Source organism: Plantactinospora endophytica (genome assembly GCF_016862915.1).
Taxonomy (GTDB): domain Bacteria; phylum Actinomycetota; class Actinomycetes; order Mycobacteriales; family Micromonosporaceae; genus Plantactinospora; species Plantactinospora endophytica.
Window position 1 is genome coordinate 175,707 of record NZ_BONW01000042.1, and the last position, 21,087, is coordinate 196,793.

The window sequence follows — 21,087 nt, forward strand, 5'->3', positions numbered from 1 at the left end:
ACATGCAGACCCCCAGCCCTCCCCCGCCGGTACGCCGGGACCGGACCCACTTCCTGTACCTGGCCGTGATCGTCGCGGTCCTCGCCGGCATCGCGGTCGGTTTCCTCGCCCCCGACGTGGCCAAGGAACTGAAGCCCATCGGGACCGGCTTCGTCGACCTGATCGGGATGATGATCAGCCCGGTCATCTTCTGCACCATCGTGCTCGGCGTCGGGTCGATCCGGCAGGCCGCCAAGGTCGGCAAGGTCGGCGGCCTGGCGCTCGGCTACTTCCTGCTGATGTCGACGGTAGCCCTGGCCATCGGCCTGGTGGTCGGCAACCTGATCCATCCGGGCACCGGCCTGCACCTGGACGCGTCGGTCGCCGAGGCCGGGCAGAACGCCGCCGGCAGTTCGCCGGACAAGAGCACCGCCGAGTTCCTGCTGGGCATCATCCCGACCACCCTGTTCTCGGCGCTGACCGGCGGCGAGGTGTTGCAGACCCTGCTGGTGGCGCTGCTGGTCGGGTTCGCGGTGCAGTCGATGGGCGAGCGGGGCCGGCCGGTACTGCGGGCCGTGGGGCAGCTCCAGCGGCTGGTCTTCAAGATCCTCACCATGATCATGTGGCTGGCTCCGATCGGTGCCTTCGGCGCCATCGCCGCAGTGGTCGGCGCGACCGGCGTGGACGCGCTGAAGAGCCTCGCCCAGATCATGCTCGGCTTCTACGCCACCTGCTTCATCTTCGTCTTCGTGGTGCTCGGCCTGCTGCTGAAGCTGGTCTCCGGGATCAACATCTTCAGCCTGCTGCGCTATCTCGGCCGGGAGTTCCTGCTGATCGTCTCCACCTCCTCGTCGGAGTCCGCGCTGCCCCGGCTGATCGCCAAGATGGAGCACGTCGGGGTCAGCCGGCCGGTCGTCGGGATCACGGTCCCCACCGGGTACTCCTTCAACCTGGACGGCACGGCGATCTACCTGACCATGGCCTCGCTCTTCGTCGCGCAGGCGATGGGTGACCCGCTCTCGGTCGGCGAGCAGATCTCGCTGCTGGTCTTCATGATCATCGCCTCGAAGGGCGCCGCCGGGATCACCGGGGCCGGGCTGGCCACCCTGGCCGGCGGGTTGCAGAGCCACCGTCCCGACCTGGTCGACGGGGTGGGGCTGATCGTCGGCATCGACCGGTTCATGTCCGAGGCACGGGCGCTGACCAACTTCGCCGGCAACGCCGTCGCGACCCTGCTGATCGGCACCTGGACCGGCGAGTTCGACCGGGACCGGGCCCGGGTGGTGCTGGCCGGCGGCGACCCGTTCGACGAGAGCACCATGCTCGACGACCACGGCGCCGAACCGGCCGACGAACCGAAGCCGACCCCGGCCGAGCAGCCGGCGGCGGACCCGGCCACCGAGCAGACACCCGCCAAGGTCTGACAATTCCCGCGTACGGCGTCATCCGGTTGGATCCCGGGTGGCGCCGTACCCGTGTTCAGCGTCGTGGCGGTGCGGTGCTCTCCCGGACCACCAGTTCGGTGACCAGGTCGATCCGGCTGGTCGACAACTCCGCGCCCCGGGCCAGGTCGAGCAGCATCTGGGTGGCGGTGCCGGCCATGTCCCGCAGCGGCTGGTTGACGGTGGTGAGGGCCGGCCCGATCCAGGCCGCCACCGGCAGGTCGTCGTAACCGATCACCGACAGGTCCGCCGGCACGTCCAGCCCGAGCTGCCGGGCCGCCCGCAGCACCCCCATGGCCTGCATGTCGGAGCCGGCGAAGATCGCCGTCGGCCGGTCCGGCCGGGTCAGCAACTCCATCCCGTGCTGGTAGCCGGCCTGCGCGGAGAAGAGACCGTACCGGACCAGTTCGGGTTCGACCGGGATGCCGGCCTCGTCGAGCGCGGAGACGAAGCCGGCGGCCCTGGCCCGGCTGCACAGTACGTCCTCCGGGCCGGAGATGCAGGCGATCCGGCGGTGGCCCAACTCCAGCAGGTGACGGGTGGCGAGCAGGCCGCCGTTCCAGTTGTTGGAGCCGACGGTCGGCACCGAGGCCGAGGTGGCGCTGTCGGTGTCGACGACCACCAGCGGAATCGACCGGCGCTGGAGCTGCTGGTGCTGCGCTTCGCTCAGGTGGCAGAGCACCAGCAGTACGCCGATCGGGCGCCGGAGCAGTACCCTCTCCAACCACTGCTGCGAGGGCCGGTGCCGACCGCCCGAATGGGACAGCACCACGTCGACCTTCGCGGTGCTGGTGACCGCCTCGACACCGAGGATTATCTGCGTCGCCCAGGCCGAGTCGAAGGCGTGGAAGACCAGGTCGATCTGCTGCACCTCGGTCTGTTGGCGCTTGCCCCGGCGACGGTACCGGTGCCGTTCGAGACTGGCCTCGACCCGGGCGCGGGTTTCCGGCGCGACGTCCGAGCGTCCGTTGAGGACCTTGGAGACGGTGGTCAGGGAGACGCCGACCTCGTCGGCGATGGTCGCGATCGTCGCGGGGCCAGATTCGACGATCCGCCGGGACCTCGTCATCAACAGCCTCCGCAACTATCCGAAAGTTTCGGTGCGAAACCCTAACACCGGACCGACGGACGACGGTTCGATCTTGCGGTGACATCCGGCTGGCCGTCCGGACCGCTCCGGGCACGATACGCCATCTCGGCACGGATACAGCAGTTCAGACACCCTTGACACATCTTCGCCATGGGACATAAGTTCCCCCGCACAGGTAACGCGGATATTGCCGAAAGTTTCGAAGACTCGCCGGCCTGACCTGCGGTCTGTCCGGACCGGACAGTGCCGTGGTCGGCCCGAAGGGGTGGCATGAAGAGCCAGTTGCCCGTGGCCGACGGCGCCACGACGGACGTCGCCGCGCCGTGGCGCGATCCGCGACTCTCTCCCGTCGAGCGGGCCGAGGCGCTCGTTCCACTGATGACACTGGAAGAGAAGGTCGCCCAACTCGTGGGAGTGTGGGTCGGTGCCGACGCCTCCGGTGAGGGGGTCGCGCCGTACCAGTTCGAGATGATGGACGACGCGCCGCACTGGGACACCGTCATCCGGCACGGGCTCGGCCAGCTCACCCGTCCGTTCGGCACCGCGCCGGTCGACCCGGTCGCCGGGGCGCGTTCCCTGGCCGCCTCCCAGGCGGAGATCGTCGCGGCGAGCCGGTTCGGCATCCCGGCCCAGGTGCACGAGGAGTGCCTGACCGGGTTCGCCGCCTGGCGGGCCACCGTCTACCCCGCCCCGCTGAGCTGGGGCGCCTCCTTCGACCCGGAGCTGGTCGAGGAGGCGGCGGGCCGGATCGCCCGGTCCATGCGCGCCGCCGGAGTGCACCAGGGGCTGGCACCGGTGCTGGACGTGACCCGCGACTACCGGTGGGGCCGGACCGAGGAGACCATCGGCGAGGACCCGTACCTGGTCGGCACGATCGGCGCGGCGTACGTCCGCGGCCTGGAGAACGGCGGCGTCGTCGCCACCCTGAAGCACTTCGCCGGCTACTCGGCCTCGCGCGGCGGGCGCAACCTCGCCCCGGTGCCGATGGGCCCCCGGGAACTCGCCGACGTCATCCTGCCGCCGTTCGAGATGGCGCTGCGGTTCGGCGGCGCCCGTTCGGTGATGAACTCCTACGCCGAGATCGACGGCGTTCCGGTCGGCGCCGACGAGGGGCTGCTGACCCGGCTGCTCCGCGACGAGTGGGGCTTCACCGGCACGGTGGTCGCGGACTACTTCTCGATCCGGTTCCTCCAAACGCTGCACGGGGTGGCCGGCGAGGCCGGCGACGCGGCCCGGCTGGCGCTGCGGGCCGGGATCGACGTCGAACTGCCCACCGTGGACGTCTTCGGCGCTCCACTGGTCGAGGCGGTCCGCGCCGGCACCGTCGACGAGGCGCTGGTGGACCGGGCGCTGCGCCGGGTACTCGCGCAGAAGGCGGAGCTCGGCCTGCTCGACGAGGACTGGCAGCCGCTGCCCGAGGACGTCGAGGGGCTGCGGCTCGACGACGAGGCCGCGCAGGACGTCTCGCTGCGGCTGGCCCGCGAGTCCGTGGTGCTGCTGCGCAACACCGACGGCGTACTGCCGCTGGGCCCGGAGCGGCGGGTGGCGCTGGTCGGCCCGCTCGCCGACGACCCGATGGGCATGCTCGGCTGCTACACCTTTCCCGCCCACATCGGAGTCCGGTATCCCGGAAGCGGGATGGGGGTGGAGATTCCGTCGCTGCGCGACGCGCTCGGCGCGCTGCACCCGGAACTGCGCTACGCGGCGGGCTGCGACATCACCGGCGACGACACCTCCGGCTTCGCCGAGGCGGTGGCGGCGGCGCGGGAGTCGGACGTCTGCGTACTCGCCGTCGGTGACCGGGCCGGACTGTTCGGCCGGGGCACCTCCGGGGAGGGCTGCGACGCCGTCGACCTGCGGCTGCCGGGAGTGCAGGCCGAGCTGGTAAGCGCTGTCCTCGGCACCGGCACCCCGGTGGTGCTGGTCCTGCTGACCGGTCGGCCGTACGCGCTCGGCGCCGAGTTCGACCCGGCCGCCGCCGTCGTGCAGGCGTTCTTCCCCGGTCAGCGGGGCGGCCAGGCGCTGGCCGAGGTACTCACCGGCGCCGTCGACCCGTCCGGGCGGCTGCCGGTCAGCGTGCCCCGGGACGCGGGCGGGCTGCCGACCAGCTATCTCGCCCCGCCGCTGGGCCGCCGCTCGGAGGTGTCGTCCGTCGACCCGACCCCGGCGTTCCCGTTCGGGCACGGGCTCGGCTACACCACGTTCGAGTGGAGCGACCCGGAGATCGTCGGGCCGGACGGCCACCCGCAGCAGGCCGCCGACGACAACGGTGCCGGAACGGAGTGGCCGGTCGACGATGCGGTGACCGTCCGGATCACCGTCCGGAACGCCGGGTCCCGGGCCGGCACCGAGGTCGTACAGCTCTACCTGCACGACCCGGTCGCGCAGACCACCCGGCCGGTGGTCCGGCTGGTCGGCTACACCCGGGTGCCGCTGGAGCCCGGCCAGGCAGCGTACGCGACGTTCACGGTGCCGGCCGACGTCACCTCGTTCACCGGGCTGCACGGCCGGCGGATCGTCGAGCCCGGGGACGTGGAGCTGCGGTTCGGCCGGTCGAGCGGCGATCCGGCGGCGACGGTACGGCTTCGGCTCACCGGCGCCGAGCGCGAGGTCGGCCACCGGCGCCACCTGCTGTCGCCGGCCCGGGTCGAGCCGGTTCCCACGCTTCCGTCCACCGTCACGGAGGTACCAGGATGAGCGCACCCACCACCACCGGCCCACCACCCGTGGCCGCCGAACCCGCCGGACCGGCCCCCGGGGCTCGGCGCAGGACCCGCAAACACCGGCGGAGCTGGCGCCAGGCGTTACGCCGGGACTGGCAGCTCTACTCGCTGGCGATCCTGCCGCTGCTGTTCTTCCTGGTCTTCCGGTACCTGCCGATGCTCGGCAACGTCATCGCGTTCCGGCGCTTCCAGCCCGGCGGCAGCATCTTCGGCGAGTACTGGGTCGGTCTGCGGTACGTGAAGATGTTCCTGACCGACCCGACGTTCTGGGAGGTCTTCACCAACACCCTGATCCTGGGCACGCTGACCCTTATCGTCTGCTTCCCGCTGCCGATCGTGCTGGCGCTGCTGCTCAACGAGGTACGGACCCGCCGGCTCAAGCGGTTCGTCCAGTCGGTCTCCTACCTGCCGCACTTCCTGTCGATCGTGATCGTGGCCGCGATGGTGATGCAGTTGCTCTCCACCGACGGCACGGTGAACCAGATCGTCCAGGCCACCGGCGGCGATCCCGTCCCGTTCCTGCAACGGCCGGAGTGGTTCCGGACCATCTACGTCTCCTCCGAGGTGTGGCAGACGGTCGGCTGGGGCACGATCCTCTACCTCGCCGCACTGACCACGATCGACGACAACCTCTACGAGGCGGCCCGGATCGACGGCGCCAACCGGTGGCGGCAGACCTGGCACGTCACGCTGCCCGGCATCCGGCCGACGATGGTCACGCTGCTGATCCTCAACATCGGCACGTTCATGGCGGTCGGCTTCGAGAAGATCCTGCTGCTCTACAACCCGTTGACCTACCCGACGGCGGACGTGATCTCCACGTACCTGTTCCGGATGGCCTTCCAGTCGAGCAACTTCAGCTACGCCGCCGCGATCGGGCTGTTCGAGGCCGTGATCGGGCTGGCCCTGATCCTGTCCGCGAACGCGATCTCCCGTCGCACAGTGGGGACGAGCCTGTGGTGACAGTGGACTCCAGCACCGTCGAGCCCGAGACCGTCGAGCCGGGGAAGGCCGTCGAGCGGCTGAACCGGCCCCGGCGACGGCGGGGCATCCAGACCACCCGGGGCTACCGGGTCTTCCAGGTCGTCAACGCCGTCGTGCTGACCGGCGTCGTGGTGGTGACGCTCTACCCGTTCCTCAACATCGTGGCCCGGTCGCTCAGCGACGAGGCGTACATCATCGCCGGCGAGGTGAGCCTGGTGCCGCGCGGGTTCAACATCGACACCTACCAGTTGGTGATGTCGGACTCGCTGTTCTGGACGAACTACCGCAACACCGTGGTCTACACCGTCGTCGCCACGGCGATCGCGATGGTGATGACCACCTGCTTCGCGTACGTGCTTTCCAAGCACCACCTCAAGGGCCGTACGGTGCTGATCGGCATCGCGGTCTTCACCATGTTCTTCAACGGCGGCCTGATCCCGAACTACGTCCTGATCAGCAGCCTGGGCATGACGAACACCATCTGGGCGATCGTGCTGCCGAACGCGATAAGCGTCTTCAACCTGCTGGTGATGAAGGCGTTCTTCGAGAGCCTCCCGGTGGAGTTGGAGGAGGCCGCCGCCGTCGACGGGCTGAACACGTACGGGATCCTGCTGCGGATCGTGATCCCGCTGTCGAAGGCGCTGATCGCCACGATGGTGCTTTTCTACGCCGTCTCCTTCTGGAACTCGTGGTTCGCCGCGTTCCTCTACATGGACCGGCAGGACCTGCTTCCGGTCACCGTCTACCTGCGCAACCTGATCGCCGGGGCAGTCGGCGCGGAGAACGTCGGCGCCGTCTCCGAGGCGAACGAGGTACAGGCCGAGGCGACCCTGAAGGCCGTGACCATCGTGCTCACCACCCTGCCCATCCTGTTGGTCTATCCCTTCGTGCAGCGGTACTTCGTGTCCGGCGTCATGCTCGGCGCGGTCAAGGGATAGTCCGGCCGACCACAGCCCCGCCTGATCGACCCACGAACCACCAGCGAAAGGAAGCCCGATGTTCCAACGAGTTCGGCGTCGTGCAGCGGTGGTCGCTGCCGGCGCGCTCACCCTCTCCCTCGTCGCCTGCGGCAGTGGCGACGATTCCGAGGCCGAGGACCTCTCGGCGAACCGCGCTGGCGCGATGTCCGAACTCGGCGTCGACCAGCAGTTCAAGGCGACGGAGCCGGTTTCCTTCTCCGTGCTCTACAACAACCACCCGAACTATCCCCTGAAGAACGACTGGCTTTTCTGGACCGAGCTGAACAAGCGGACCAACGTGACGCTCGAACCGGTCGCGGTGCCGCTGAGCGACTACGAGCAGAAGCGCAGCCTGCTGATCGGTGCCGGCGACGCGCCGTTCATCATCCCGAAGACGTACCCGAGCCAGGAGGACGTCTTCGTCTCCTCCGGCGCGATCCTGCCGGTCAGCGACTACCTCGACCTGATGCCGAACTTCAAGGACAAGATCGCGAAGTGGAACCTGGCGCCTGAGATCAACCAGCGCCGCCAGGCGGACGGCAAGTTCTACCTGCTACCCGGGGTGCACGAGAAGCCCTGGCACGACTACTCGCTCGTGGTGCGGACCGACATCCTCGAGGAGCTGAACCTCCAGGTCCCGAAGACCTGGGACGACGTCTACACCATGCTCAAGGCGATGAAGGCGAAGTACCCGAACACCATTCCGTTCTCCGACCGGTACAGCCAGCCGAACCCGGCCGGCAACCTGCTGAACCTGCTCGCCGCCTCCTACGGTATGGAGGGCGCCGGCTGGAACTTCCAGCACATCAGCTGGGACCCGACCGGCAAGAAGCTCTTCTACACCGGCGCCAGCGAGCAGCACCGGCAGATGTTGACCTACCTCAACAAGCTGGTGAAGGAGGGGCTGCTCGACCCGGAGTCGTTCACCCAGACCGACGACACCGCCCGGCAGAAGCTGGCCAACGGCAAGTCGTTCGTGATCAGCGGCAACGCGCAGGGCCTGGTCAACGACTACCGCCCGGACCTGGCGAAGACCCTGCCGAACGCGAAGCTGACCAAGATCCCGCTGCCGATCGGTCCGGCCGGCGAGATCAACCCGGCCCCCCGGCTCGAGAACGGCATCATGATCTCGAAGAAGGCCCGGGACAGCAAGAACTTCGTCGCCATGATGCAGTTCATCGACTGGCTGTTCTACTCCGACTCCGGCCAGGAGTTCGCCAGGTGGGGCGTCGAGGGCACCACCTTCACCAAGGACGCCTCCGGCAAGCACTCGCTGGCCGCCGACGTCAACGTCATCGGCCTCAACCCCAAGGCACCCAAGCACCTCCAGAAGGACTTCGGCTTCTACAACGGCGTCTTCACCTACGGCGGCAAGCCGGAGCTGGTGCAGGCGTTCTTCTCGCCGGAGGAGCAGGAGTTCCAGAAGGTGATGAACGCCAGGACGCCGCGCGCGGTGGCGCCGCCGTACCCGTTCACCGACGAGGAGCGCGAGCAGGTGTCGCTCTGGCAGACGCCGCTGAAGGACTTCGTCTACCAGGCGACCCTCCAGTTCATCCTCGGCCAGCGGGACCTCGCCCAGTGGGACGCCTACCTGGCCGAACTCAAGGGCAAGAACATGGACGCGTACATGGACAAGGTCAACGAGGCGTACGAGCGGTACCAGAAGGAACACGGCTGACCACCCCGGTCCGGTCGGGTCCGTCGGGGCCCGACCGGACCGGAGTTCGGACGACCAGGGTAGGAGCAGGGATGAACGACACCGTGCGGGTCGGCGGCCGGTTCGGCACCGGGCCACTGTCCCGGGCCATGGCACTGGTCTACAGCCTGCTGGTGGTGGAACTGCTGCTGGTGCTGACCACGCTGCCGGGACTGCTGCCACTGCTCCTGCTGCTGGACCGGGACGCCAGCAACCTGCCGCTGGTCGCGCTCTGCCTGCTGCCGGTCGGCCCGGCCGTCTCCGCCGCGCTCTACGCCCTCCGGCACCACCGCCCGGACCTGGCCGACCTGCGGCCGGCGGCGCTGTTCTGGCGCGGTTACCGGGCCAACGTCCGGGGCGTACTCGCCATCTGGCTGCCCTGGCTGCTCTGGCTGACCGTCGTCGGGCTGAACCTCAACAACTTCGGCGCCGCCGGCGTACCCGGCTGGTGGCGGGTACCGCTGCTGCTGGTCGCGCTCGGCGTCACGCTGTGGGGCATCAACGCGCTGGTGATCACGTCGCTGTTCACCTTCCGGATCCGGGACGTGGCCCGGCTGGCGCTGCACTTCCTCGGCCACGCCCCGGGGGTGACCCTGGGCAACGCCTGCCTGCTGGTGGTGGCGGCCGGGATCGTCTGGCTCTCCTCCGAGGCGGTACTCGGGCTGCTCGGTTCGGTGCTGACGCTGGCCCTGCTCCGCAACTCCCGCCCGCTGGTCGGCAAGGTCGAAGAGGAGTTCACCGCATGAGCCTGCCCGCCACCGGGAAGGTCGCCTTCGGCGGGGACTACAACCCGGAGCAGTGGCCGGAGGACGTCTGGAAGGAGGACTACCGGCTCTTCGACGCCGCCCGGATCGACACCGTGACGCTCGGCGTCTTCGACTGGGCGCTGACCCAGCCCGCCGAGGACGTCTACGACTTCGCCGTGCTGGACCGGATCGTCGAGCGGGCCGTCGCCGAGGGCCGGCAGGTCTGCCTGGCCACCGGCACCGGGGCACATCCGGCCTGGTTGGCCCGGGCGCATCCGGAGGTCACCCGGACGGACTTCGAGGGCCGGAAGCACCGGTACGGCCAGCGGCACAACTCCTGCCCCAGTTCCCCCGTCTTCCGTCGACTCGGCACCGAACTCGCCCGCCGGATCGCCCGGCGGTACGCCGGCAACCCGGCCGTGGTCGCCTGGCACGTCGGCAACGAGTACGGCGGGGCCTGCTACTGCGACCTCTGCGCCGCCGGCTTCCGCGACTGGCTGCGCGACCGGTACGGCAGCCTCGACGCGCTCAACGCCGCCTGGTACACCAGGTTCTGGTCGCACACCTTCACCGACTGGGCCGAGATCGAGCCGCCGTCGGCGCTGACCGAGCACTGGCGCGGGCCGAACCACACCGCGTTCCAGGGCATCACCCTGGACTACCTGCGCTTCATGTCGGACGCGATGCTGGCCAACTTCACCGACGAGAAGGCGGCCATCCGCGAGTCGAGCCCGAACGTCCCGGTCACCACCAACTTCATGGGCATGTACCGGCCGATCGACTACCACCGCTGGGCCCCGCACCTCGACTTCGCCTCCTGGGACAACTACCCGCCGGACGACAACTCGCCGGCCTGGATGGCGCTGGCCCACGACCTGATGCGCGGCCTCAAGGACGGTCAGCCGTTCTGGCTGATGGAGCAGACGCCGAGCTACACCGCCGCCCGGGACGTCAACCCGTTGAAGCGGCCCGGAGTGATGCGGCTGTGGAGCTGGCAGGCGGTGGCGCACGGCGCCGACGCGGTGCTCTTCTTTCAGATGCGCGCCTCCCGGGGCGCCTGCGAGAAGTACCACGGCGCGGTCATCGGGCACGCCGGGCGGCAGGACACCCGGGTCTTCCGCGAGGTGGCCGCACTCGGCGCCGAGTTGGACCGGCTCGGCCCGGCGACGCTCGGGGCCCGGACCCCGGCCCGGGTCGCGCTGCTCTTCGACTGGGACAGTTGGTGGGCGCTGGAGATCTCCGACGGCCCGTCCCGGCTGCTGCGCTACCAGCAGATCGTGCACGCCTACTACCGGGCGCTCTGGGAGGCCGGGGTCGACGTGGACGTGCTGCCGGTGACCGCCGACCTCGCCGGCTACCAGGTGGTGGTCGCGCCGGCGCTGCACATGGTCAAGGGTGACCTGGCGGAGCGGTTGGCGGCGGTGGCCGAGCGCGGCGGCTCGGTGTTGACCACCTTCCTCTCCGGACGGGTCGACGAGGACGACAACGCGTTCCTGACCGACGTGCCGGGCCCGCTCGGGCCGCTGACCGGCATCCGGATCGACGAATGGGACGCCCGCGACCCCGAGGTGGTCAATCCGGTACGCCTGCGCGGCGCCGAGCCGCAGGCCGAGATCGAGGTCGAGGCGCGGCTGCTGTTCGAGCTGGTGATCCCGCAGGGTGCCGAGGTGGTCGGCACGTACCAGGCGGACTTCTACGCCGGTACTCCGGCGGTCACCCGCAACGACTACGGTGCCGGCCACGGCTGGTACGTCGCCACCGGTCTCGACCAGCCGGGCGTCTCCTGGGTGGTCCGGCAGGTGCTGGCCCGGCACGACCTGCTGGGGCCGTACGCGGACCTGCCCGGGTTGGAGTCGACGGTGCGGGTCGCCCCGGACGGGACGCGGCTGCTGTTCCTGCTCAACCACGGCACCGAGCCGGTCGAGACGACCGTACGCGTCGGCGGCACCGACCTGCTCGGCGGCGACCGCGTCGAGGCCGGCCGGCCGATCCGGCTCGACCCCTGTGGGGTGCTGGTGCTGCGTGAGGACGCCGACCCGGCCCCGGCGGAGGCGGACCGGTGACCGTGCCCGACGGATCCCGGGGAGGTACCCGATGACCAGCACCGATCCGAGCCGACCCCATCCGGCGTGGCTGCCACCGGAGGCGTTCCGGGCGATCGGCGCGCACCACACGCTGGTCTACGGCGACGGCACCCTTGTCGACACGGTGTACGACGAGGTCGGCCGGGCCCGCGCCCGCTACGGCGGCACCGTACGCCGGCTGTCCGGCCAGGCGACCGAACCGGAGCGGGCCGGTGCCGACGAGACCCCGGCCGACCTCGTGCTCGCACTCGCCCCGACCGGATCACCACCGGCCGGCGGTGCGCTGCCAGCGGAGGTCGGGTCCGAACTTGGTGCCGAGGTGGCCGGGCTCGGGCCGGAGGGGTTCGCGCTGGCCCGCCGGGGCGGTGTCACCGTGCTGCTGGCCGCCGCGCCGGCCGGGCTGCTCTACGGGCTGTTCCACCTGGTCCGGCTCGGCCCGGCGGCGTTCGGTGCCGACCGCCCGGTCGAGGCGCACCGGCCGGCGCTGCGGCTCCGGCTGGTCAGCCACTGGGACAACCTCGACGTGCACCCGGTGATGGGGCAGGTCGAACGCGGCTACGCGGGCGGGTCGATCTTCTGGCGGGACGGTGCGCCGGCCGGCGACCCGGAACGGATCCGCGCCTACGCCCGGCTGCTCGCCGCCTGTGGGATGAACGCGATGACGGTGAACAACGTCAACGTGCACGGCACGGCGACCCGACTGCTCACGGACCGGCTCGACGACGTCGCCGCGATCGCCGACCTGGTCCGGCCGTACGGGATCCGGGTGCACCTGTCGGTCAACTTCGCCGCGCCGGTCAGCCTCGGCGAGCTGCCGACCGCGGATCCGCTCGACGAGCGCGTACGGGCCTGGTGGGCCAAGGCCGCCGGCCGGCTCTACGAGGCGATTCCGGACTTCGGCGGCTTCATGGTGAAGGCCGACTCAGAAGGGCAGCCGGGCCCGTACCGGTATCGGCGCGACCATGCCGACGGGGCGAACATGCTCGCCGACGCGCTGGCGCCGTTCGGCGGGGTGGTGCACTGGCGTGCCTTCGTCTACAACCACCGGCAGGACTGGCGGGACCGGTCGACCGACCGGGCGCGGGCGGCGTACGACCACTTCACCCCGTTGGACGGCCGGTTCCGGGACAACGTGATCCTCCAGGTGAAGCACGGCCCGATCGACTTCCAGGTACGCGAGCCCGTCTCCCCGGTCCTCACCGCCATGCCCAACACCCGGCTCGCGCTGGAGGTGCAGGCGACCCAGGAGTACACCGGGCAGCAGCGGCACGTCTGCTACCTGGGTCCGTACTGGAGCGAGGTGCTGCGGTTCGCGCCCTGGGGGCCGGGCCGGCCGACGGTCGCCTCGCTGGTGGCCGGCCCGGCGGACGACGGCGACGGTGCACCGGCCGGCAACGGCGGGGGTGCGTCGGCGGGTGGCGGTGGACTGGTGGTCGTCTCGAACGTGGGTGACGACCACTACTGGACCGGGCACCCGCTCGCCCAGGCCAACCTCTACGCCGTCGGCCGGCTCGCCTGGGCACCCGACCTCGACCCGGTGGCCGTACTGGACGAGTGGATCGACCTCACCTTCCCGGCGTCGGCGACCGGTGACCCCGACTCCGAGCCCGGCGCCGGCAGCGACGGCGAGCCCGGGATCGGCAGCGACGGCGAACTCGGGACCGAGCCCGACTCCGGCAGCGACCGGAAGCCCGACGCCGACCGCGAGACGCTGCGCGGGACGCTGCACGCGCTGATGGACGACTCCTGGCGGACCTACGAGCGGTACACCGCACCGCTCGGGGTCGGCTTCATGGTCGCGCCGGGGCACCACTACGGCCCCGACGTGGACGGCTACGAGTACTCGCGGTGGGGCACCTACCACTTCGCCGACCGGGACGGCGTCGGGGTGGACCGTACCCGGGCCTCCGGCACCGGCTTCACCGGCCAGTACCCGCAGCCGTGGTCGGACCGGTACGAGTCGCTCGCCGACTGCCCCGACAACCTGCTGCTCTTCTTCCACCACGTGCCCTACCGGCACGTGCTGCGGTCGGGCGCGACGGTCGTCCAGCACATCTACGACACCCACTTCGCCGGGGTCGACCAGGTCGCCCGGATGCGGCGGCGGTGGGACCGGATCGGCGGCTCGGGGCTGGTCGACGCGGCGCTGCACGCCCGGGTGGCCGACCGGCTCGCCGAGCAGCAGCGCTGCGCCGAGGAGTGGCGGGACCAGGTCAACACCTACTTCCTCCGCAAGTCCGGGGTACCGGACGCGCACGGTCGACGGATCCACTAGGACCGGCGAGCCCGTCCTCGGACCGCACCGGGCCGGCGGTTCCGGGCGGCTCCCACCTGCGGTCCGGGCCGCTGCCTGCCTTGTAGGATGGCGTCCCGGACGAAAGGTGAGGTAGGTGGCGAGCCAAGCCGAGCCCGGCGTCGAGCCCCGGATGCCGTTGAGCCGCGAGCGGGTGCTGCGGGCCGCGGTCAGCGTCGCCGACTCCGGTGGCATCGAGTCGCTCACCATGCGCCGGCTCGCGGAGCACCTCGGGGCCGAGGCGATGTCGCTCTACTACCACGTGACGAACAAGGAGGACGTGCTCGACGGCGTCGTCGACCTGATCGCGACCGAGATCAACGAGGTCGTCGAGCGGATCGACGTACCCGCCGACGGCGCCGACTGGAAGAAGGCGGTACGCCAGCGGATCCTCTCCGCCCGTGAGGTGCTGCTGCGACACCGGTGGGCGCCGGGGGTCTTCGAGACGCGCACCAACACCAGTCCGGCGGTGCTGCGGTACTACGACGCCCTGCTCGGGATGATGCTCGCGGGCGGCTTCTCGTACGACCTGGCACACCATGCGATGCACGCGCTGGGTAGCCGGGCGTTGGGCTTCACCCAGGAACTCTTCGACCCGAGTGGCGGCGGTGGGGCCACCGACCAGGCGGCCGACCTCGCCGAGATGGCCGGACAGTTCCCGCACCTGGTCGGCATGCTGACCGAGATCGCCCACGACGATCCCGACTCGACGCTGGGCTGGTGCGACGACCAGACCGAGTTCGAGTTCGGACTCGACCTGATCCTCGACGGTCTCGACCGGGCCCGCGAAAGGGCCTGACCAGCAAGTTTTCTCGTCCTCGAAGGACGTTCGTCAACTCACCCACCTGACCGCCGGCAGCGGTCCGGCTCGGCACACCCTGGACAACCTTACGCCGTACGAGTACCTTACGTTGTACGACTTACAGCGTAAGAACGGCCGACGATCCATCCGGGACGTTCGTCCGTACACCCCCGCCGCACGACCGCACCGGACGAGGAGACGATCATGAAGGCGGCAGTCCTGCATTCGTACGGTTCCCCCGACCTGCTGGACCTCACCGAGGTCGAGCGGCCCTCCCCCGCCGACGACGAGGTGTTGGTGCGGGTCCGGGCCACCTCCGTCAACCCCTACGACTGGCACATCATCCGGGGCGAGCCGTACGTCGCCCGGCTGATGCCCGGCATCCTCGGGCTGCGCCGCCCGGCGATCGCCATCCCCGGCTGCGACATGGCCGGCCAGGTCGAGGCGGTCGGCCGGAACGTCACCGGGTTCCGCCCCGGCGACGACGTCTACGCCCTGCTGGAACAGGGCGGCTTCGGCGAGTACGTCTGCGTCCCGGAGCACCTGCTCGCCCCGAAGCCGGCCAACCTGTCGTACGAGCAGGCGGCGGCGGTGCCGATGGCCGCCGTCACCGCCCTGTTGGGCCTGCGCGACACGGGCCGGATCGAACCCGGCCAGCAGGTACTCGTCAACGGCGCCTCGGGCGGGGTCGGCACGTTCGCCGTACAGCTCGCCAAGGCGTTCGGCGCCACGGTCACCGCCGTGTGCAGCGGCCGGAACGTGGACCTGGTCCGCTCGCTCGGCGCGGACGAGGTGGTCGACTACACCACGGAGGACTTCACCCGACGCGGGCGCCGCTACGACCTGCTGCTGGACAACGCGGGCAGCCGGTCCGTGCCGGCGTACCGGCGGGTGCTCAGCCCGGACGGCACCCTCGTGGTGGTCGGCGGGCCGGCCGGCCGCTGGCTACAGCCCGTCGGTTGGATGGCCGCGACCCTCGCGGCGGCACCGCTGGTGTCGCAGCGGATCGCCCGGGCCGACGCGGTCGCCTGCCCGGACAAGCGGCAGGCCCTGCTGACGCTGAACGGGTTGATCGAGGAGGGCAAGGTCAGCCCGGTGATCGACCGGCGCTACCCGTTCGCCGACATCCGGGCGGCCGTCCGCTACCAGGAGCAGGGACACAGCCCGGGAAAGGTGGTCGTGACGCTCTGACCGCCGCCAACCACCCGACCGCACGGCCGGTGCCGTGCGGTCGGTGCCGTGCAGTCGGCCCGGCGCTGCCCGACGACCGGATCGCACCGGCCGCCAGGCAGCGGGAAGCGGGGTGACCGGCCACCACCACGTTCAAGCAGATTGGTCCGGCGCACCGGGTCGTCGGCTGTCGGCCGCCGGTCGGGCGGATCGCCGGTCAGCCGCCGTCGACCGGGCGGAACTGGTCGACCGAGTGCCGGGCCTTCGCGGTACGGTTGGTGGTCGACGCGATCGTGTTGAACATGACCCGACCGAGTACCGCGTGCGCCTGCACCGCCGGATGCGTCGCCCCGTAGTTGTCCAGGTCGCGCAGGGAGTCGGCGAACATCGCGTACGTCAGCGTCGGTGCCCCGGCCGCGTCGAACATGATGCCGGCCTCGTGCCGGGCCGCACCCAGCTCGTCGTAGTCCGCGCCGTACTTGGTGGCGACCCGGCTGCGCTCGGCCGAGGACATGTTGCGGCGGACCCCGTCGTGGTAGCCGTTGATCCAACGCAGGATGCCGAGCAGGAAGTCCGCCGACCTCGGCGTCAGGATCGTCTTGTTGGCCAGCCGCCACAGCAGGTCGTGGGTCTCCCGGGGCGTGGTGACGCCGAGGAAGAACCGGTTCGGGTTGGCGACCGGTTCCACCCGGGTGTGCGTGAAGCCCTTGCTGGCGAGGATCTCGTTGATCTCCAGCGCCGGCACCACCCGGCCGCACATCCGCACCGCCGTGTTGTCCGAGACGAGCAGCAGCGCGGTGAGGAAGTTGGCGACCGTGATGTCGTCGCCCCAGACCGTGTGCAGGAAGTAGATGCCGGTGCCGCCGAGGATGATGTCGGCGGTGAGGTCCAGCTTCTGGTCGAGCCGCAGCTCACCACGGTCGATCTTGTCCATCACCGCCACCGCGACGGCGAGCTTCTGCACGCTGTAGCCGTGGGTCACCTTGTCGACGTCGTCCGCCACGACGACCTCCAGGGCACCGGCGGCGTTGACCATCGCGATGTGCGAGTGCCACACCCCACCGGCCCGGGCCTTCTGCTCGGCGTACGCCTGACGGATCGTCGTCTGGGCGGTGCCGGTGGCGCCGAGCGGCCCGACCGGTCCGGTGGGTCCGGAGACCGGCGCCCGACCGACCGCCACCGTCGTGGTCGGCCCGGCCGGCGCGGCGGCGGCGGGCCGTCCGCTCGCCACCAGTGCGGCCGCTGCCGCCCCCATCCCGATCGCCGCCCGGCGACTGACCTGATCCGGCACTTTTCCTCCCCCATGATCACCGACAGTTGTCGTGGGGAGCGTACCGATCGGGATTTGCGGCAACAACCCGGGCAATGCCCACCAGGCCAGTCAGACCCCGGCTGACCAGCCCGGACGGGCACGACTCAGTCGGCGAAGTGCGCCTTGCGGATCACCCCGTGCACCCCGACCGTGCGGTCGACCACCTGCGACACCTCGAAGTCGACGGCCGCCGAGAGGTACGCGTAGCCGACCGCCCGGTCCAGCCCCAGGTCGTGCTCCAGGAAATCGAGCGCGTTGACCACCGCCCGGCGCATCGCGATGTCCAGATCGCCGCCCTGGCCGCCACGGACGCCGTCCGGATCGGAGAGACCGACCGGCACCCAGGCATCCGGTGTCTCCGCGAACGGATAGCCGAAGGCCACCGACGGCGCGTCCCCGGAGCCGGGCTTGCAGACGGTCAGCCGGAAGGTGCCGCGCAGCGACCCCTCCAGCGCGGTCAACGCCACCTCGCCGTTGCCCATCGCCAGGTGCGGGTCGCCGACGTGGAACAGCGCCCCCTCGGCGAATACCGGGAGGAAGAAGGTGGAGCCCACGCCGAGCAGGTTGATGTCGATGTTGCCGCCGCCCAGGGTCGGCGGGATCGAGTTCAGTTCCGGCGCGGTCAGCTCGGTGGCGGCGGCGAAGGCGACGCCCAGCACCCCCATGAACGGGTCCAGCGGAAAGGCGACCCGGCCGGCGCGACCCCGGGGCAACACCCCGGTTAACTCCCCCTTCCGGCCCTGCCGGACCGGGGTGAAGACCGAGACGTTGCCGTACCGGGTGGGATCACCGGTGCTCCGGCCGTCCGTACCGACCGGCGGCATGATCTCGGCCTCGGTGATCCCGGCCGGTACGGCGCCACCGGCCAGCCGGGGCAGCGCACCCTTGCCGTGCCGGCTGGACACCACCCCGTACGGCACCCGGGGCAGCATGGAGAGCATCTCCACCTTGAGCACGTCACCCGGCTCGGCACCGTCCACCCGGATCGGCCCGGTGATCACGTGTGGGCCGTCGACGTCGAAGTTCCGGGGAGTCCGGGCGTAGTCACGGGCGATCTCGACCGCGTCCCGCAGCACCTCGGAACGGGGTACGCCGTGGCCGGCGAAGTACTCCACCGGATCGCGGCCCTGGTCCTCCAGGATGCCCTCGTGCGACACCGTGTCGATGGTGACCGTCTCCCCCGAGCGCATCCGCAGCACGGGCTGGCTGCCGATCGCCGGCAGGTAGCCCCAGCGCACCTGGTCGGGTCGGGACCGCAGGTAGTGCTTGCCGTGGATCGGGCCGCTCCCCGGCTGGAGGATCTCCCGGGGAGCGGCCGGCGGCCGGGCCCCGTGCCCCGCGTACGCCGGGGCGGCACCGGCCAGCGGGGCCATCCCGGCGGCGGCACCCACCGCCGCGCCGGCCCGGAGGAAGTCGCGCCGACCGATCCCGCCGACCAGCGCGTCCCGTACCGCACCTGGCTCGTCCACTATCGACATGGGTACTCCTCGCGCCTCCGGTCGCCGACCGGCGATCATCCGTGCTGACCCGGCCGTTGTACCGACGGCGGATTTCGATCTCTGGTCCGGCCCACTTCCGGCCGATTACCGTCCGTTCACCACGCCGGACGGAGAAACGGCCCGGACCGGTACCCCGGGCGTAGGCTGGGCCACGTGGATCAAGAAGACCGGATCGCCCTCTTCCTCGACTACGAGAACCTCGCGCTCGGCGCGCGGGACCACCTCGACGGTCTGGTCTTCGACTTCCGCCCGATCGCCGACGCGCTCGCCGAGCGGGGCCGGGTGGTGGTCCGCCGGGCGTACGCCGACTGGTCGTTCTTCGGCGACGACCGCCGGATGCTCACCCGGTCGCACGTCGAGTTGATCGAGATGCCGCAGCGGATGGGTGCGAGCCGGAAGAACGCCGCCGACATCAAGATGGCCGTCGACGCCGTCGAGCTGGCCTTCGAACGCGGCTACATCTCGACCTTCGTGATCTGCACCGGCGACAGCGACTTCACCCCGCTGGTGCACAAGCTCCGCGAACTCAACAAGCGGGTGATCGGGGTCGGGGTGGAGAAGTCCACCTCGGCGCTGCTGCCACCGGCCTGCGACGAGTTCCTCTACTACGACCGCCTCGAAGGCGTCGACATCCCCTCGGCGCGGGGCCGGCGCGGCCGGCCGGCCCGACTGCCCGGCCCGGAGACCCCGCAGGTGGAGCAGGGCCAGCGGGTCGAGCTGGAGCAGCAGCCGGAGCCGCCGCAGGGGATCGAGGAGCCGGTACGCGACGTCGACACGCTCGCCGAACTGGTCGCCCAGACGGTCGCCGGCCTTCAGGGCAGTTCCAGCGGCGGCGAGGTGACCGCCTCCACGCTCAAGCGCACGCTGCTGCGCAAGGACCCGACGTTCAGCGAGTCCGACTACGGCTTCCGCGCCTTCGGGGAGCTGCTCCGGCATCTTGCCGAGCAGAACGTGGTCGAGCTGACCGAGGGCCCGGCCAAGGGCGACCCCGAGGTCTCGCTGCCCGAGCACGGCGACCGGGAGGTGGCGTTCGGGCTGCTCCGGACCGTGATCCTCGACGTCGCCGGTACGGACGGCGCGGTGGCGCTCTCCGGGCTAAAGAACCAGCTCCGCCGGGCCCGTCCCGACTTCAGCGAGAAGAAGCTCGGCTACCGCAGCTTCCTCCAGTTCTGCAAGGCCGCCGCCACCAGCGGTACGGTCGAACTGCGGTGGAGCCCCGAGACCGACGACTACCTGCTCACCGCACACACCTCGTGACCCGGCCGTACCGGGACGGCGCCCGGGGTGCGGCGTCGCCCCGCCGCCGTCGGCCGGACGACGGGTGGCAGTAGGGTTCTGGCCCATGCGGTCGAAGCAGGAGCTGGACGCCGCCATCCGGCGGGAACGCCGGGCGGCGCTGGTCGTCAACGCCCGCTCCCGCCGGGGCCGCCGGCTCTACCAGGAGGCGCGGGCCCGACTGACCGGAGCCGGTTTCACGCTGCTCGGCAGCTACCCGACCGACCGCCCGGGAGAACTCGAGGCGAGCCTGGCGCGGGCCGCCGAGCTGGCCCCGGACCTGCTGGTCGTCGGCGGCGGTGACGGCACCATCGGCGCCGCCGCACGGCTGCTGGCGCACCGCGATATCGCACTCGGGCTGCTGCCGCTGGGCACCACCAACAACTTCGCCCGGACGGTCGGCGTCCCGATCGACCTCGACGCGGCCGTCACGACGCTGGTGGACGGGAAGGTGATCGACGTCGACCTCGGACTCGCCGACGGCATGCCGTTCGCCAACCACGTCGGCATCGGCCTCTCCGCCGACGTGATGGCCCAGGCACCGGCCCGACTCAAGCGGGTCACCGGTCGGCTGGCATACCCGGTCACCGCCCTGGCGCTGCTCACCGGGCACCGCCCGATGCGGGTCACCGTACGGGCCGACGGCCGGTCCCGGGAGTACGTCACCCACCAGCTCTACGTGGCCAACGGCGGTTTCCAGGCCGGCCGCCCGATCACCGCGGACGCGAACGCCGACGACCGGCTGCTGGTGGCGTACCCGGTGGGTGGGCCGACCCGCCGCGACCTGCTGCGCGCGACCGCGCGCAACGCGGCGACCGGACACCGCCGCACCCTCGACGACGAGCCGTTCCTCACCGCCGGTGAGATCCTGCTCGACACCGACCGGCCGGCACCGGTCGAGGTCGACGGCGAGGTACGCGGCCGGACCCCGGTCCGGATCGGGCTCGACGCCAACGCACTGCGGGTGATGGCCCCCGCCGACGTCCTCGACCACTGACCCTTCACCAAGTCCGGTGGAATCAGGCCCCTCTGC

General features: G+C 70.9%; 15 protein-coding genes. 12 read left to right on the plus strand and 3 right to left on the minus strand.

Going from position 1 to position 21,087, the window contains the following annotated elements; genetic code table 11:
* Window positions 1-2 precede the first annotated feature (2 nt).
* Window positions 3-1,403, plus strand: coding sequence for a cation:dicarboxylate symporter family transporter (locus tag Pen02_RS35695; protein WP_203870603.1), 1,401 nt, complete (start codon window positions 3-5; stop codon window positions 1,401-1,403).
* Between the two features lie 55 nt (window positions 1,404-1,458).
* Here the strand turns inward: Pen02_RS35695 and Pen02_RS35700 are convergent, their stop codons facing one another.
* Entirely contained in the window at window positions 1,459-2,490 is a 1,032-nt protein-coding gene (locus Pen02_RS35700) for a LacI family DNA-binding transcriptional regulator (RefSeq protein WP_203870604.1), read from the minus strand.
* A 291-nt stretch (window positions 2,491-2,781) separates the two neighbouring features.
* On the opposite strand from Pen02_RS35700, the gene Pen02_RS35705 reads away from it, so the two are divergent.
* The 9 genes from Pen02_RS35705 to Pen02_RS35745 all read left to right on the plus strand — a co-directional run bounded on the left by Pen02_RS35705 (window position 2,782) and on the right by Pen02_RS35745 (window position 15,989).
* Window positions 2,782-5,208, plus strand: a complete 2,427-nt coding sequence (locus Pen02_RS35705; RefSeq protein ID WP_239141835.1) for a beta-xylosidase/alpha-l-arabinosidase — start codon at window positions 2,782-2,784, stop codon at window positions 5,206-5,208.
* Window positions 5,205-6,197 carry an ABC transporter permease gene (locus tag Pen02_RS35710; RefSeq protein ID WP_203870605.1) on the plus strand — a complete coding sequence of 331 codons (993 nt, stop codon included), beginning with the start codon at window positions 5,205-5,207 and terminating at the stop codon, window positions 6,195-6,197. Before Pen02_RS35705 ends, Pen02_RS35710 begins: the two co-directional genes overlap by 4 nt.
* The gene (locus Pen02_RS35715; protein WP_239141837.1) at window positions 6,194-7,156 is read left to right on the plus strand and encodes a carbohydrate ABC transporter permease; all 963 of its coding nucleotides are present in this window, start codon (window positions 6,194-6,196) and stop codon (window positions 7,154-7,156) included. Before Pen02_RS35710 ends, Pen02_RS35715 begins: the two co-directional genes overlap by 4 nt.
* 58 nt (window positions 7,157-7,214) lie before the next feature.
* Window positions 7,215-8,855, plus strand: a complete 1,641-nt coding sequence (locus Pen02_RS35720) for an ABC transporter substrate-binding protein (RefSeq protein WP_203870606.1) — start codon at window positions 7,215-7,217, stop codon at window positions 8,853-8,855.
* 71 nt (window positions 8,856-8,926) lie between these two features.
* Entirely contained in the window at window positions 8,927-9,619 is a 693-nt protein-coding gene (locus Pen02_RS35725) for a DUF624 domain-containing protein (RefSeq protein WP_203870607.1), read from the plus strand.
* Entirely contained in the window at window positions 9,616-11,682 is a 2,067-nt protein-coding gene (locus Pen02_RS35730; RefSeq protein ID WP_203870608.1) for a beta-galactosidase, read from the plus strand. Before Pen02_RS35725 ends, Pen02_RS35730 begins: the two co-directional genes overlap by 4 nt.
* A 31-nt stretch (window positions 11,683-11,713) precedes the next feature.
* Window positions 11,714-13,978: an alpha-glucuronidase gene (locus Pen02_RS35735; RefSeq protein WP_203870609.1), complete on the plus strand. Its 2,265-nt coding sequence runs from the start codon at window positions 11,714-11,716 to the stop codon at window positions 13,976-13,978.
* A 115-nt stretch (window positions 13,979-14,093) separates the two neighbouring features.
* Window positions 14,094-14,795: a TetR/AcrR family transcriptional regulator gene (locus Pen02_RS35740; protein WP_307837760.1), complete on the plus strand. Its 702-nt coding sequence runs from the start codon at window positions 14,094-14,096 to the stop codon at window positions 14,793-14,795.
* Window positions 14,796-15,002: 207 nt separating this feature from the next.
* Window positions 15,003-15,989 (plus strand): NAD(P)-dependent alcohol dehydrogenase, encoded by a 987-nt coding sequence (locus Pen02_RS35745; protein ID WP_203870610.1) that lies wholly within the window; start codon window positions 15,003-15,005, stop codon window positions 15,987-15,989.
* 196 nt (window positions 15,990-16,185) lie between these two features.
* On the opposite strand, the gene Pen02_RS35750 is transcribed toward Pen02_RS35745, so the two are convergent.
* Entirely contained in the window at window positions 16,186-17,259 is a 1,074-nt protein-coding gene (locus tag Pen02_RS35750; RefSeq protein WP_239141840.1) for a serine hydrolase, read from the minus strand.
* Window positions 17,260-17,384: 125 nt separating this feature from the next.
* Window positions 17,385-18,758 carry an acetamidase/formamidase family protein gene (locus tag Pen02_RS35755; protein ID WP_203870611.1) on the minus strand — a complete coding sequence of 458 codons (1,374 nt, stop codon included), beginning with the start codon at window positions 18,756-18,758 and terminating at the stop codon, window positions 17,385-17,387.
* 174 nt (window positions 18,759-18,932) lie between these two features.
* Between Pen02_RS35755 and Pen02_RS35760 the strand changes: the two genes are divergently transcribed.
* Together Pen02_RS35760 and Pen02_RS35765 are read left to right on the plus strand one after the other, a co-directional pair.
* Complete coding sequence (locus tag Pen02_RS35760; protein WP_203870612.1) at window positions 18,933-20,036, plus strand: NYN domain-containing protein; 1,104 nt, start codon at window positions 18,933-18,935, stop codon at window positions 20,034-20,036.
* Window positions 20,037-20,121: 85 nt separating this feature from the next.
* Window positions 20,122-21,051: a diacylglycerol/lipid kinase family protein gene (locus tag Pen02_RS35765; RefSeq protein ID WP_203870613.1), complete on the plus strand. Its 930-nt coding sequence runs from the start codon at window positions 20,122-20,124 to the stop codon at window positions 21,049-21,051.
* Window positions 21,052-21,087: the final 36 nt, after the last annotated feature.

Coding starts and splice junctions, on each gene's coding strand:
- Pen02_RS35700 (WP_203870604.1), bottom strand. CDS start 2,490: ATGACGAGGTCCCGGCGGATCGTCGAATCTGGCCCCGCGACGATCGCG.
- Pen02_RS35745 (WP_203870610.1), top strand. CDS start 15,003: ATGAAGGCGGCAGTCCTGCATTCGTACGGTTCCCCCGACCTGCTGGAC.
- Pen02_RS35755 (WP_203870611.1), bottom strand. CDS start 18,758: ATGTCGATAGTGGACGAGCCAGGTGCGGTACGGGACGCGCTGGTCGGC.
- Pen02_RS35765 (WP_203870613.1), top strand. CDS start 20,122: ATGCGGTCGAAGCAGGAGCTGGACGCCGCCATCCGGCGGGAACGCCGG.
- Pen02_RS35710 (WP_203870605.1), top strand. CDS start 5,205: ATGAGCGCACCCACCACCACCGGCCCACCACCCGTGGCCGCCGAACCC.
- Pen02_RS35735 (WP_203870609.1), top strand. CDS start 11,714: ATGACCAGCACCGATCCGAGCCGACCCCATCCGGCGTGGCTGCCACCG.
- Pen02_RS35720 (WP_203870606.1), top strand. CDS start 7,215: ATGTTCCAACGAGTTCGGCGTCGTGCAGCGGTGGTCGCTGCCGGCGCG.
- Pen02_RS35695 (WP_203870603.1), top strand. CDS start 3: ATGCAGACCCCCAGCCCTCCCCCGCCGGTACGCCGGGACCGGACCCAC.
- Pen02_RS35730 (WP_203870608.1), top strand. CDS start 9,616: ATGAGCCTGCCCGCCACCGGGAAGGTCGCCTTCGGCGGGGACTACAAC.
- Pen02_RS35725 (WP_203870607.1), top strand. CDS start 8,927: ATGAACGACACCGTGCGGGTCGGCGGCCGGTTCGGCACCGGGCCACTG.
- Pen02_RS35705 (WP_239141835.1), top strand. CDS start 2,782: ATGAAGAGCCAGTTGCCCGTGGCCGACGGCGCCACGACGGACGTCGCC.